Raw genomic sequence first — 11,998 nt, 5'->3', positions numbered from 1 at the left:
GGTCAGGATGCGGCGGCCCGCACCGCATCCACGAGTTCGCGCCACGGGCCGTCCAGTCGGGCGTCGGGCAGCTCCGCCTCGTGGAGGGGAGTGGGACCGTCCTCGACGCGGATGATCCAGACGTATCGGTCGGCTCCGGCAGACCCGCCTCCGGCGTCGTCCCACGGGCAGCGGTCGACCAGCGTCCGCCAGCGCGGGGTGTCATCCGGCGCCGGCTCGGCGCGCCACTGGCGCCGCCTCCCGGCGATCCCGCCGGAGCGGATGACGGTGATCACGACCATGCGCGTCTCGCCCCCGTGGGGCGGGTCGGCGCGGCCGTCCGCACCGTCGTGGGCGCGCGATCCGTCGTCAGGTTGCGGGTGATCCATCCTCGATGACGCCGACGCCCACCCATCCGTCGTGGACCGCGGCGACCTCCTCCGAGTTCTCACCGTACTCCGACGCCGCGGCGTCGAGCGTGGCGCGCGCGAAGCCGGCGAAGTCGATCGTGGCGCTCAGCCCGTCGGTGAGTGTGCGGTACCAGATGCGCCCGGCACGCTCCCAGGCGTTGCCACCCAGCCTCGCCGCCGTGAGGGAGAACGCGCGATTGGGGATGCCGGAGTTGATGTGCACTCCGCCGTTGTCCTCCGCGGTGTCGACGTAATCGCGCATGTGCCCCGGCTGGGGGTCGCGGCCGAGGACGTCGTCGTCGTAGGCGGTGCCGGGGTCTTTGACCGACCGGAGCGCGACCCCCTCCACCGCATCCGTGAAGATCCCCGCTCCCACGAGCCACGACGCCTCGTCGGCGGTCTGGCCCGCCGCATGCTGTTCGGCCAGCACGCCGAACACGTCGGACAGCGATTCGTTGAGCGCACCGGACTGCCCCTGATACTCCAAGCCGCCCTCCGCCTCGGTCACACCGTGGGCCAGTTCGTGCGCGATCACCGAGAGCGAGCGGGTGAACCCCGTGAACACCTCGCCGTCGCCGTCGCCGAACACCATGCGCTCGCCGTCCCAGAAGGCGTTGTCGTACTCGATGCCGTAGTGGACGGTGGCGAGCAGGGATCCTCCGGCGCCGTCGATGGCGTTGCGGGCGAAGGCATCCCAGAAGAAGTCGAAGGTCGCACCGAGGCCGTCGAACGCCTCGTCCGCCGCAGCATCCCCCGTCGCAGGGTCGTCCTCGCCGCGCACACGCACTCCGGGGAGCTGTTCCCGGTTCTGCGCGTCGGAGATCACCCGGTCGGGGGCGGGGGAGGTCTCGGCCACCAGGATGCCGGACTCCTCGATCGACAGCCGCAGCCGGGTGCGCCCGCGCGGCGGACGTGGGAGCGCGAGGGTGCGCGCGGCCGCGGCGGCGGCACGGGCGAAGTGCGGTTCGCCCGAAGACGCGATGCGGGTCAGCAGATACGGCGGGACGATACCGGGGGTCATGACCCGACCCTACGACCGACCCCCGACTCCGTCGCGTTCGCGAAACGCGGGCTTTCGGCCGAGGCGCGGGTTCTTCGGACGCGATTGCCCGCGTGCGGGCCCATTGCCCTCCGGCCGGTTGGCGCGCTACGTCCGGATGCGGGGGATCGAGGCGAGGAGCGAGCGGGTGTAGGAGGCTTGCGGTTGCAGCAGGACCTTCTCGGTGGGGCCCTCCTCGACGATGCGACCGTCCTTCATCACCACGACCTGGTCGCACAGGTTCTGCACGACCCCGATGTCGTGGCTCACCATCAGGAGCGTCAGCCCCGTCCGCGCACGCAGGTCGCCGAGGAGCCGCAGGATCTGCGCGCGCACCGTGACATCGAGGGCCGACAGCGGCTCGTCGCCGACCAGCAGCCGCGGCCGATGCACGATCGCCCGCGCGATCGCGATGCGCTGCCGCTGGCCGCCGGAGAACTCGTGCGGATACCGCTCGGCCATCCCGGCTTCCAGCCCGACCTCTTCGAGCACTTCGCGCACCCGGGCGCGGCGGTCACCGGGAATGTCCAGCGCCCACAGCGGTTCACCCACGATCCGGCCGATGCTCATCCGCGGATCCAGCGACGCATAGGGATCCTGGAAGACGATTCCGGTATCGCGGCGCAACCAGTGCAGCGACCGGGCGCTGCGGCCTGCCTCGACGGCGCGCCCGTCGAAGTGGACGGTGCCCGCGGTGGGAACATCCAGCGCGAGGAGCAGGCGCATCAGGGTGGTCTTCCCCGAGCCGGATTCTCCGATGACTCCGACCGAGGAGCCGGCGTCGACATCGAGATCGGCGTCATCCAGCGCCGTGGTCACCGTGCGAGCGGCGAACAAGGTCCGGCGCGGCGCGACGAAGCGGCGGGTCAGCCCCCGCGCCCGCAGGAGCGTTTCGCTCATGCGCCCGCCCCCCGGTGGCCGTTCTCGGGATGCCACAGCGTGGCCGTGGCATCGCGCAGGAGAGCCTGTGTGATCGGGCTCGCCGGGGCTGTCAGCAGCTGCGTGAGCGGTCCCGATTCGACCACGCGACCGTGCTCGAGCACGACGGCGTCGGTGGCGACCTCGCTGAGCACCGCCAGATCGTGCGTGATGAACACCAGCGACATGCCGGCCTGGGCCGTGAGCGACCCGAGCAGGTGCAGTATCCCGGCCTGGATGGTGACATCCAGCGCCGTCGTCGGCTCGTCGGCGATGAGAAGCCGCGGGCCGCAGGCGAGAGCCATGGCGATCGCAACCCGCTGACGCTGCCCGCCGGAGATCTGGTGCGGATAGCGCGCCACGATGCTCTGCGGGTCGGGGAGGGCCACACGCTCCGCCTCGGCGATCGCCCGGCGCCGCGACTCGGCGCGGGAAACGCGTTCGTGGATGCGGATGGACTCGGCGATCTGGCGGCCGACGGTGCGGATCGGGTTCAGAGCCGTCGCCGGCTCCTGGAACACGATGCCGATCTCGTTCCCACGGAGGTGCGCGAGCTCGCGGTCGGGAAGGCCGAGGATCTCGCGGTCATCCCAGCGGACGCTGCCGGTCGCGCGGGCCCCGTCGGGCAGGAGCCCCAGGATCGCGAGGGCGGTGAGCGACTTGCCGGAGCCGGATTCTCCGATGAGCCCCAGCCGCGCACCGTCCGGGACGTCGAAGGAGATGCCGTCCACGACACGGCGGCCGCCGATCTCGATGGCGAGGTCGCGGACTTCGAGGCTCATGCCACCACCTCCGGCACGTGGATGCGCGCAGTGGGGGAGCGTTGGGAGAGCGTGGGATCGGTGGCCTCACGCAGCCCGTCGCCGAGGAGGTTCAGCCCCAGGACCGTGAGCGTGATGGCCAGCCCCGGCCACACGACCGACAGCGGATGCACCGTGATGTACCGCTGCAGATCGGCCAGGAGTACGCCCCACGACGGCTCCGTCACGGGAGCGCCGAACCCGAGGTAGGACAGGCCCGCCTCGGCCAGCACCGCCACCGCCATGCCCCACGACAACTGCACGATGAACACCGGAGCGACGTTGGGGAGCAGGTGCCGCCAGAGGTTCTGGGCGGGGGTCAGGCCGCTCGCGCGTCCGGCGAGCACGAAGTCGCTGTGCAACACCCGGCGAAGCTCCGGGCGGGTGACGCGCGCGATGTTGACGCCGAACCCGATGCCCACGGCCCAGATCACGACCCACAGCGACCCGCCCCACACCGCGGAGATCATCATGGCGATGATGAGCACGGGGAAGGCGATGAGGATGTCGACGAGCACCGCAACGCTCTCGCGCACCCAGCGTCGGGTCAGGGCGCCCAGGGCGGCGAGGAAGAGGCCCAGGAGGGTCGCGATGACGCCGGCGCCGACGGCCACCACGATGGTCGTGCGCGCCCCGGCCATGAGAAGGCTCAGGATGTCGCGACCCAGGTTGTCCGTGCCCAGCAGATTCGGCCACCCGGGCGGCGCCCAGGCATCGCCGAGCTCGACCCGCTGCGGGGGGAAGGGGGTCCAGAACGCTGCCACGACCGCCGTGATCAGGATGACGGCCACCACCACAAGCCCGAAACGCCCGGTTCCCAGTGCCCACAGTCGCCCGAGCCACGCCATCCGTCCACGCCCGTTCATGCGCTGTCCCGCTGGCGGGGGTCGACGGCGCGGTGAAGGAGATCGACGAGGAATCCGATCATGAGCACGAATCCCGTCAGCACGAGCAGCTCGCCCTGCACCTTGGGGAGGTCGCGAGCGCCGACATCGGTCACCAGCATCCGCCCGATCCCGGGCAGGGTGAACAGCTGCTCGATGACGACCGCGCCGACGAGGATGCCCGCGATCTGCAGGCCCAGGACGGTGACCACCGACAACGCCACGTTGGGGAGCCCGTGCCGGATCAGCGCCTGAGCGCGGGTGAGGCCTTTGGCCGCTGCGGTCCGGACGTAGTCCTGGCCGATCGCCTGCAGCGTCGCGCTGCGCAGGAACCGCAACAGCATCGCGCCCTCGACGATGCCGATCGTCAGCGCCGGCAGCACGAGGGCGCGGATCGCCGCTCCGGGGTCGCCCCACCCCGCGCGCGGGAAGCCCTGCGCGGGAAGCCATCCGAGCCAGACCGCGAAGACGACCACCAGCATCATCCCCGCCCAGACGACGGGGACGGCGGCCAGAGCCTGCGCGATCACGCTCATCCCGGTGCCGTCGGGACGTCCGCGACGAACGGCGGACAGGACGCCCAGGGGCACCGCGATGAGCACGGCGATGACGAGCGAGAGGATGCCGAGGGGCACGGTCACACGGGCCTTGTCGGCCAGTTCGCTCATCACGGACGCGCCCGAGAGCAGCGACGAACCGAGGTCCCCCCGGAAGATCCCGCCGATCCATTCGACGTACTGAAGGGGCAGCGGCACATCGAGGCCCAGACGCTCTCGGATCGCGGCGACCTGCTCCGGTGACGAATCGGTCCCGGCGATCAGTTGCGCGACGTCACCCGGAAGGACCCGCAGCGAAACGAAAATGAGCACGCTGGCCACGACGAGCCCGACGATCAGCAGGGCCAGCCGGGTCAGCGCATACCGGATCACTCCGAAGAGACTGTCACACCGGCGAGGTCGATGCGGGAGTTGATGGAGTCCTCCGGGAACCCGGACACCCCGGCGCCGACCGCCGTGACCGTCGCGCCGGTGTACAGCCAGTCAGCGGCATGGTCCTCCGACACGAGGCGTGCGGCTTCGGCCAGAAGCGCGGCCGACTCCTCCGCATCCACCGTGCTGAGGGCTTGCGCGTACAGCGCCTGCACGTCGGGGTTGTTGTAACCGAAGTAGTATTCCGGATCGGCGAAGTTGCCGAGGTCCCGCGGCTCGACGTGCAGCACGAAGCTGAGGTCGTAGTCATGGTTGGTGTAGACGTCCTGCAGCCAGGTCGGGAACTCCACCGACTCCACCTCGAGGGTGACGCCGATCTCGTCGAAGTCCGAGACGAGCACCTGCGGCACCGTGGTCCCGTAGAACGACGGGATGGTGAGGGTGAGATCGAGGTCGTCGACCCCGGCCTCCTCGAGGAGTTCGACCGCCCGCGCCGGGTCGTACGGTGCGACGTCCGACAGGTCTTCGTACCCGGGGTCGAGGGCCGGGATGGGGCCGTACTGCGTTTCGCCCGCACCCAGGGCCTCCACGAGCGCCTCGTGGTCGATGGCGAGACGCAGCGCTTCGCGCACCCGCACATCGTCCAGCGGAGCACGCGTGTTGTTGAAGGCGAGCGTGCCCTTGTCGGTGGTCTGCCCCGTCGTGAGGGTGAACTCCGTGCCCTCCAACTGCGCAGCGAGGTCGGGCTGCACGGCGGTCAGCACGTCGAGCGAACCGTCGAGCGCCGCGTTCACTCCGGCTGTGAAGTCGGGGATGTACTGCAGCACCACCTCGGCGACGCCGGCCGGGTCGCCCCAGTACGCGTCATTGCGGGCGAGCTCGATGCTCTCGCCCTGGTTCCAGGCCGTCAGCGTGAACGGGCCGGTACCGTTGGCGGCGGTCTGCAGGTCGGTGGTGTCACCCGTCTTGAACACCAGGCCGCCAGGACCGGTCAGGGAGAACAGGAAGTTCTGGTCCGGCTGGGTGAGCGTGATGACGACGGTGGAGTCGTCGGCCGCGGTGATCGAGGCGACGCCGGCGAATTCCGCGTTCCCGGCGATCTCCGGATCATCCTTCACCTGCGTGAGCGAGGTCACGACGTCATCGACGGTGAGCGCGGTGCCGTCGTGGAAGGTCACCCCCTCGTTGAGGGTGAAGGTGTAGGTGAGGCCGTCGTCGGAGACGGTGTACTCGCTGGCAAGCGATTCCACGATCTCGTTCTCCTGCGTGCGCGTCACCAGGCCCTCGTAGACGTTGTCGATGAGGATCTGTTCGAGCGCCGCACCGCTGGTGCGGCGGATGTCGAGGTTGGTCGGCTCCAGCACCAGGCCGACGGTGAGCGTGGCATTCGGGTCGGGGTCGCCGGCCGATGAGCTGGACGGGGCGGTGCCTCCGCCTCCGGCGCAGGACGCCAGCGCGAGCGTTCCGGCAAGCAGGAGGGCGGACGCGGCGAGGGCGGTGCGTCGTGGCATGGGTAATCCTTTCGCAGGCCAGCGGCGCCATCGATGATGTCGGACGCCGCTGGAGGCAACTCGGTGCTATCAGCCTATTGCGGGCTCTTCCGCCGGGGTCGTTGTATTACCCAACGCCAGCGGACTGGTCATTCTTCCCCGGGCCGGGCGAGGTCCCGCAGGAGCTGTCCGAGAGCCAGCGGTGCGTCCTCTTGGAGGTTGTGTCCACCGTCGAGTGTCACCACACGCGCCGCAGGGATGCGGCGCACGAACTCGTCGGCATCGGCCGGGGTCACGTAGCCGCGCTCGCCGCGGACGAGCGTGATCGGCGCGGACACGGCGGCGAGGTCTTCCCATCCCGTTGCCGACAGGAGGGTACTCACGGCGTCATCGGATGCGGGTGCCGCCGCGCTCGCGTTGGCCGCGGCCGCGGCCAGGTGCGCGAAGTGATGTTTCCACTCCACGCGACCGTCGGGCCGCACGCGCGAGTTGAGGTACACCCCGCGTTCGGCCGTTCGGCGTGACCCGCCGCCCAGACCGAAGGACAGCGCCCGGTCGACGAGCTCGTCGCGCGAGGCCCAGTCGGTCGGCCCGGCGAAGAACGACCGGATCTGCGTCGGCCCGGCGTCCGGGTCGACGCCCGGCGTGATGTCGACGATGACGAGCTGCCCGACCGAGTCGGGGCGCGCAGCGGCGACCGGGGCTGCGGTGAGTCCGCCGAGCGATTGCCCGACGAGGAGCTGCGGCCGGTCGGTCCATGCGTCGAGCGCGGTGACGACATCGGGCGCGAGGACGCGGCCCGCGTAGGCCGCGTCGGTGCGCCACGACGAGTCGCCGTGTCCCGGGAGGTCGAGCGCGAGAGCGGGGAGGCCGAGCGCGAGCACGGTGGTGTCCCACGTGTGGGCGTTCAGCCCTGCGCCGTGCAGGAAGGTCACCCGGGGTGGGGCATCCCCGTACCGCAGGGCGCTGAGCGTGCGCCCGTCGTCAAGCGTCAGGGCGAGTCGCTCCACCCGGGGGAGGGGGCCCGGGATCGCGTTGTCGGCCGCCTGGGCAGGCAGGAACGAGAACTCGTCGAACACATCGGTGGATTCGGTCACGCAGCATCCTTCGGGCCAGAGGTCTGGGCACCATTGTGGTACCCGCTCCGAGCGGGCGCGCGCACATTACCCTGGATGCATGAGCGAAGAGGAGCGGGTGCATCTGTCGCGCTCGGCCCCGAAGGCGTACCTCGCGCTGTCGGGTGTAGCGAAGACGGCGGGATACTTGGCGGCCGAGGCGGGCATCGACCCAGCGCTGAAGGAGCTCGTCCAGATCCACGCATCGCAACTGAACAAGTGCGCCTACTGCGTCCGCATCCACTTCGATCGGGCCGTCGAGGCGGGTGTCTCGCCGGACACCATCTCGCAGATCCCGGTGTGGCGTGAATCGGGCGTCTTCTCCGAGCGGGAGCGTGCCGCGCTCGAACTCGCGGAGTCGTTCACGCTCATCTCACAGGCCGGGATTCCCGACGAGGTGTACGACCGGGTGGGCGGCATCTTCACCGAGGAGGAGTATGTCGCCCTCAGCTGGGTGCTCATCTCCATCAACGCGTTCAACCGGGTCGCGACCGCCGGGCGCTACGCGGTGCCGCGGCTCGAGGACCGCACGCCATGACGGAGGGGCAGTCGCTCGTCTCCGGCTCCATGAACTTCCGCGATGTGGGCGGCCTCCCCGCGGGCAGGGGCCGCACCCGCTCCGGGGTGCTCTACCGCTCGGGTAATCTCGCGCACGTGGATGACGCCGGCTTCGAGGCTCTCCGCGGGCTGGGTCTTCGCCGCGTGATCGATCTCCGCGACGACGAGGAGGTGCGCTGGGCGCCGAGCCGCCTCGACGGACTCGACCTCGTGACCCAGCGTGTGCCGCTGTTCCTCGGATCCGTCACGTCGTTCTTCGAGGACGACGTGAGCCTCCCGGGGCTGTACTCGAGCCTCATCGAGGACTCCTCGGATCAGGTGGTCGAGGTCGTGCGAGGCGTGCTGAACGACCAGCCCGTGCTCGTGCATTGCACGGTCGGCAAGGATCGCACCGGTGTGACGGTCGCGCTCACCCTGGCGGCGGCCGGCGTCGACACCGACGCGATCGTCGCGGACTATGCGCGGACGGAGGCGCTTCTCCCGGCGTCCCGCAACCGGGACGTCGTCGCGCGGCTCCGGGCGATGCATCCCGAGGCCATACATCTCGAAGACTTGGCGACTCGCTCGCCCGCTCCGGTCATGCGGGAGCTCCTGGGACAGCTGGATGCGGTGTTCGGCTCGCCCACGGACTACCTGCGCGCGCACGGACTCGCTGAGGACGAGATCGCGGAGCTGCGTCGCATCCTCGTCATCGAGGGCTGAGTTCGTTACCCGAGCAACGACTGCGAGTTGGTGGAGGCAAGGTTAGGCAACCCTTTGCTTCGGTTATAGTGATGTTGCCATGTCTGCCTCCCTCGAACACAACCCGACTGTCTGCCGCGCGTCGCGTCACACGCGCGTGCAGCACCTGGTGACCGCGGACGAGAACTCGCTCGCGGAGCTGGAGGCGCTTCTCGCGACGCTGCCGATCTGCTCGACCGGCCGCGTCTTCGTGGAGGTTCCCGACGAGTCCTGGGTCGGTGCCGTCTCCGCGCCGGCACGCATGACCGTGACGTGGCTCGACCGCTCACGCCGCAGCGGCGCCCCCGGCACGAGCCGTGGCTGCGCGGCAGGGGAGGCCCTCGCCCGGGCCGTCTCCGGTTGGGCGGGCGAAATGCTCGGCTCCGAAGACGACGCCACGCGCGTGATCCTCCTGGGTGGTTATCTCGGCACGGCCGAGATCGTCGATGAGCTCGTCGAGCGCCGCGGGGTGGCGTCGGACTCGATCCACACGCCCGAGCGCTTCGGCCTCGCCACCGCCCGCTGACCCGCGGGTCGCCCCCGGCCCTTCCCCTCGGAAATCGAGGAGATCTCGCGGATCGAGGACGCCAGCGCCTCCGGCAGTCCTCGATTTCCGAGATCTCCTCGTTCCGCTCACCGGGCTGAGCCCCTGACGGCACTCGAGCGCCCCTTCCCCCGGACGCTGAGCGAGCGTCCGCCCCCGGACCCTGCGCGAGCGTCGCCCCCGGACGCTGCGCGTCGGCCCCCAGACCTACGCGCGCGTCGGGCCCCGGACGCTGAGCGAGCGTAGCGAGACGAAGCGTCAAGGCCGCAGAGGCGCCCTTCGTCTCGGTCGCTGCGCTCCCTCGCTCAGGGGCCGGGACCGGCCCGGTGGCGCCCTTCGTCTCGGTCGCTGGGGGCCGGGACGGACCCGGGTGCTGCCGCGGCGCGCGCTCAGGCGTCGCGCGGGATGTAATTCCCGTCGGCCAGGCCGGCCTCGATCTCGAAGCGGTTGCGGAGCGGATCCCGGCCCGAAATCCCGTAGAGCACGGGCATCAAGAACCCGAATCGGCGCCACTGTCGTGCATGTGCGGCCTCGTGTCGGAGCAGCGCGGGGGTGACCTGCCCCGAGCCGGTGAGGAAGCATCCGCCGACCGTCACGCCGCCGCGGGCATGCGTCCAGCGCGGCATCCCGCGGAACACCCAGAGACCCTCTCGGCGCTCGACGCGCCCCGTGCTCCAGAGCGACCCCCAGACCCATCCCACGGCGCTGCCGTATAGGTACCCGAGGTGGCTGATCGGCGAGTCGAGGAGCACCTGCGGCAGCAGCCTCTCGATCCGACGGCTCCGCGCCACCGCGACGTCGGCCCGTTCTCGCCAGCCGGCCGGCGGGCGGGCGATCGGGCTCACGCGACGGCTCCGATGAGGCGCAGGATCGCCCCGAGGTCGTCGACGACGGCAGCCGGGCTCACCGGCGCGAACCCGGCGATCGTCGCACCGACGAGTTCGGAATCGGCGCGAAGCCGCTGCAGCGAAGCGACGAGGTCGGCTACCGGGACACCGAAGGGGATGCCCCAGGCCGAGCCGCTGAATTCCGACGGGTCGAGGACGTCGAGGTCGAGGTGGACATACACGCGGGATGCCCCGGTCGCGGCCACCGCGGCAGCCAGCGCTCCCGGGTCGGCGAGGTCGTTCTCGGTGAGGTGGCGCACGCCGTGTTCGGCGATGAACGCGTCCTCCGCCGCATCCCGCTCGCGTGCCCCGACGAGGATGACCCGTGCGGGTGGCACCGCGGCCGTGCCGAGAGCGTCGGGCACGCCGCCGACGAGCGCGCGCAGGGCCATGCCGGCCAGAGACCCGGACGGGGAGCTGCCGGGATCGTTGAGGTCGGCGTGCGCGTCGATCCAGACGATGGCGAGATCGTCAGCGGTGTGACGCGCGGCGGCGGCCACGCTGACACTGCAGTCGCCGCCGACCACCACGACGCGATCGGTCGTCGTGGAGAGCGCGTCATCCATCAAGGCCGCGGTGCGGCGCAGCGCGCTCAGACGGGCGACGCCGGTGCCCTGAGAGTCGCCGGCTTCCATCGGCACGTCCAGCACGACGGTCGCCGCGCGGGGGAGGTCTCCCGCGATCGCCTCCGCTCCGTCGTGCAGGAGCATCGCACGCGTCGACGGACTGCCCTGCCATTGCGGCACCACTACGAACCGGGTCACGGGTTCATCCTGCCATCGTTGGACGGCACGGACTCGCCGCCCCGGGGTGCGAGCTGGCCGCTCACCCGCACCGACCCGCGCCCCGCCGTGGCATTCCTCCGGATGAACGACGATGGGACGCCGCAGAAGCGGCGTCCCATCGAAGGAGAGCGGGTCAGACCGTGTCGGGGCTCGGCGCGGTGATGGCCTGCTGCGGCTGGGCCGAACCGCCGGACTTCAGCGCCGACAGGCGGGCCTCCACCTCGGTCAGCTCACCGAGGTCTTCCAGGCTGTTGAACTGCGCGTCGATGCTGGATGCGGCGAGCTCCTGCTTGCCGGCGGCCAGCGCCTCCTCGCGGCGGATCTTGTCTTCGAACCGGCCGAGCTCGCTCGTCGGGTCGAGGACGTCGATCGACTTGACCGCGTCGTGCACCTTGATCTGAGCCTCGGCCACCTTGGCCCGCGCGAGCAGTTCGCTGCGCTTGGACCGCAGCTGCTCGAGCTTGCCCTTCATGCCGTTGAGGCCGTCCTTGAGCTTGTCGACGACCTCCGTCTGCGAGGCGATGGTCGGCTCGGCCGACTTCGCTTCGCCCTCGGCGGAGATCTGACGCTGCAAAGCGATCTTCGCGAGGTTGTCGAACTTGTCCGCCTCGCCGGCGTTACCGGCGGTGCGCAGTTCGTCGGCCTTGCGGCTGGCGGCGAGGGCCTTGTTGCCCCACTCGGCAGCGGCCTGAACGTCCTCCTGGTGGTCGCGCTCGAGGAGGCGCAGATTGCCGATCGTCTCGGCGATGGCCGACTCGGCGTCGGCGATCGAATTGGTGTAGTCGCGCACCAGCTGGTCGAGCATCTTCTGCGGGTCCTCGGCCTGGTCGAGGAGTGAGTTGATGTTCGCCCGCATGAGGGTGGAGATGCGACCGAAGATGGACTGCTTGGCCATCGCGGATTTCCTTTCCTGTCGACGTCGTATCAAGTCTGTCGGCGT

The 11,998-nt window shown here is 70.5% G+C and carries 14 protein-coding genes; 3 read left to right on the top strand and 11 right to left on the bottom strand.

The features are described 5' to 3' along the window. Positions 1-2: 2 nt before the first annotated feature. The 8 genes from AC4FS1_RS07160 to AC4FS1_RS07125 form a co-directional block, all read right to left on the bottom strand. Entirely contained in the window at positions 3-368 is a 366-nt protein-coding gene (locus tag AC4FS1_RS07160) for a protealysin inhibitor emfourin (RefSeq protein ID WP_491153710.1), read from the bottom strand. Then, positions 349-1,410 carry a M4 family metallopeptidase gene (locus AC4FS1_RS07155; protein ID WP_491153708.1) on the bottom strand — a complete coding sequence of 354 codons (1,062 nt, stop codon included), beginning with the start codon at positions 1,408-1,410 and terminating at the stop codon, positions 349-351. The genes AC4FS1_RS07160 and AC4FS1_RS07155 overlap by 20 nt, the downstream gene beginning before the upstream one ends. A 126-nt stretch (positions 1,411-1,536) precedes the next feature. Then, a complete protein-coding gene (locus tag AC4FS1_RS07150) occupies positions 1,537-2,328 on the bottom strand; it encodes an ATP-binding cassette domain-containing protein (protein ID WP_491153706.1) in 792 nt (263 codons plus the stop codon). Next, complete coding sequence (locus tag AC4FS1_RS07145) at positions 2,325-3,128, bottom strand: ATP-binding cassette domain-containing protein (RefSeq protein WP_491153704.1); 804 nt, start codon at positions 3,126-3,128, stop codon at positions 2,325-2,327. Before AC4FS1_RS07145 ends, AC4FS1_RS07150 begins: the two co-directional genes overlap by 4 nt. Continuing rightward, complete coding sequence (locus tag AC4FS1_RS07140; protein ID WP_491153702.1) at positions 3,125-4,012, bottom strand: ABC transporter permease; 888 nt, start codon at positions 4,010-4,012, stop codon at positions 3,125-3,127. Before AC4FS1_RS07140 ends, AC4FS1_RS07145 begins: the two co-directional genes overlap by 4 nt. Beyond that, on the bottom strand, positions 4,009-4,959 hold the full coding sequence (locus AC4FS1_RS07135; RefSeq protein ID WP_491153700.1) for an ABC transporter permease: 951 nt from the start codon (positions 4,957-4,959) through the stop codon (positions 4,009-4,011). Before AC4FS1_RS07135 ends, AC4FS1_RS07140 begins: the two co-directional genes overlap by 4 nt. Then, positions 4,956-6,470 (bottom strand): ABC transporter substrate-binding protein, encoded by a 1,515-nt coding sequence (locus AC4FS1_RS07130; protein WP_491153698.1) that lies wholly within the window; start codon positions 6,468-6,470, stop codon positions 4,956-4,958. Before AC4FS1_RS07130 ends, AC4FS1_RS07135 begins: the two co-directional genes overlap by 4 nt. A gap of 128 nt (positions 6,471-6,598) precedes the next feature. After that, on the bottom strand, positions 6,599-7,546 hold the full coding sequence (locus AC4FS1_RS07125; protein ID WP_491153696.1) for an alpha/beta fold hydrolase: 948 nt from the start codon (positions 7,544-7,546) through the stop codon (positions 6,599-6,601). A gap of 79 nt (positions 7,547-7,625) precedes the next feature. On the opposite strand from AC4FS1_RS07125, the gene AC4FS1_RS07120 reads away from it, so the two are divergent. From AC4FS1_RS07120 to AC4FS1_RS07110, 3 genes are all read left to right on the top strand, one after another. Continuing rightward, positions 7,626-8,102, top strand: coding sequence for a carboxymuconolactone decarboxylase family protein (locus tag AC4FS1_RS07120; protein ID WP_491153694.1), 477 nt, complete (start codon positions 7,626-7,628; stop codon positions 8,100-8,102). Then, a complete protein-coding gene (locus AC4FS1_RS07115; RefSeq protein WP_491153693.1) occupies positions 8,099-8,824 on the top strand; it encodes a tyrosine-protein phosphatase in 726 nt (241 codons plus the stop codon). The genes AC4FS1_RS07120 and AC4FS1_RS07115 overlap by 4 nt, the downstream gene beginning before the upstream one ends. A gap of 79 nt (positions 8,825-8,903) precedes the next feature. Continuing rightward, positions 8,904-9,368, top strand: coding sequence for an SIP domain-containing protein (locus tag AC4FS1_RS07110; RefSeq protein ID WP_491153691.1), 465 nt, complete (start codon positions 8,904-8,906; stop codon positions 9,366-9,368). Positions 9,369-9,775: 407 nt separating this feature from the next. Here AC4FS1_RS07110 and AC4FS1_RS07105 read toward each other — a convergent pair whose 3' ends face one another. The 3 genes from AC4FS1_RS07105 to AC4FS1_RS07095 all read right to left on the bottom strand — a co-directional run bounded on the left by AC4FS1_RS07105 (position 9,776) and on the right by AC4FS1_RS07095 (position 11,953). Next, the gene (locus tag AC4FS1_RS07105; RefSeq protein WP_491153690.1) at positions 9,776-10,231 is read right to left on the bottom strand and encodes a Fe-S oxidoreductase; all 456 of its coding nucleotides are present in this window, start codon (positions 10,229-10,231) and stop codon (positions 9,776-9,778) included. Beyond that, a complete protein-coding gene (locus AC4FS1_RS07100; RefSeq protein ID WP_491153688.1) occupies positions 10,228-11,037 on the bottom strand; it encodes an arginase family protein in 810 nt (269 codons plus the stop codon). Before AC4FS1_RS07100 ends, AC4FS1_RS07105 begins: the two co-directional genes overlap by 4 nt. 154 nt (positions 11,038-11,191) lie before the next feature. Continuing rightward, the gene (locus AC4FS1_RS07095) at positions 11,192-11,953 is read right to left on the bottom strand and encodes a PspA/IM30 family protein (RefSeq protein ID WP_491153686.1); all 762 of its coding nucleotides are present in this window, start codon (positions 11,951-11,953) and stop codon (positions 11,192-11,194) included. Positions 11,954-11,998: the final 45 nt, after the last annotated feature.

It is taken from the genome of Microbacterium sp. Z12_35, from assembly GCF_058310475.1.
This window is presented reverse-complemented; position numbering and strand designations above follow the sequence as displayed.

Coding starts and splice junctions, on each gene's coding strand:
- AC4FS1_RS07150 (WP_491153706.1), bottom strand. CDS start 2,328: ATGAGCGAAACGCTCCTGCGGGCGCGGGGGCTGACCCGCCGCTTCGTC.
- AC4FS1_RS07140 (WP_491153702.1), bottom strand. CDS start 4,012: ATGAACGGGCGTGGACGGATGGCGTGGCTCGGGCGACTGTGGGCACTG.
- AC4FS1_RS07110 (WP_491153691.1), top strand. CDS start 8,904: ATGTCTGCCTCCCTCGAACACAACCCGACTGTCTGCCGCGCGTCGCGT.
- AC4FS1_RS07155 (WP_491153708.1), bottom strand. CDS start 1,410: ATGACCCCCGGTATCGTCCCGCCGTATCTGCTGACCCGCATCGCGTCT.
- AC4FS1_RS07115 (WP_491153693.1), top strand. CDS start 8,099: ATGACGGAGGGGCAGTCGCTCGTCTCCGGCTCCATGAACTTCCGCGAT.
- AC4FS1_RS07145 (WP_491153704.1), bottom strand. CDS start 3,128: ATGAGCCTCGAAGTCCGCGACCTCGCCATCGAGATCGGCGGCCGCCGT.
- AC4FS1_RS07120 (WP_491153694.1), top strand. CDS start 7,626: ATGAGCGAAGAGGAGCGGGTGCATCTGTCGCGCTCGGCCCCGAAGGCG.
- AC4FS1_RS07160 (WP_491153710.1), bottom strand. CDS start 368: ATGGATCACCCGCAACCTGACGACGGATCGCGCGCCCACGACGGTGCG.
- AC4FS1_RS07095 (WP_491153686.1), bottom strand. CDS start 11,953: ATGGCCAAGCAGTCCATCTTCGGTCGCATCTCCACCCTCATGCGGGCG.
- AC4FS1_RS07130 (WP_491153698.1), bottom strand. CDS start 6,470: ATGCCACGACGCACCGCCCTCGCCGCGTCCGCCCTCCTGCTTGCCGGA.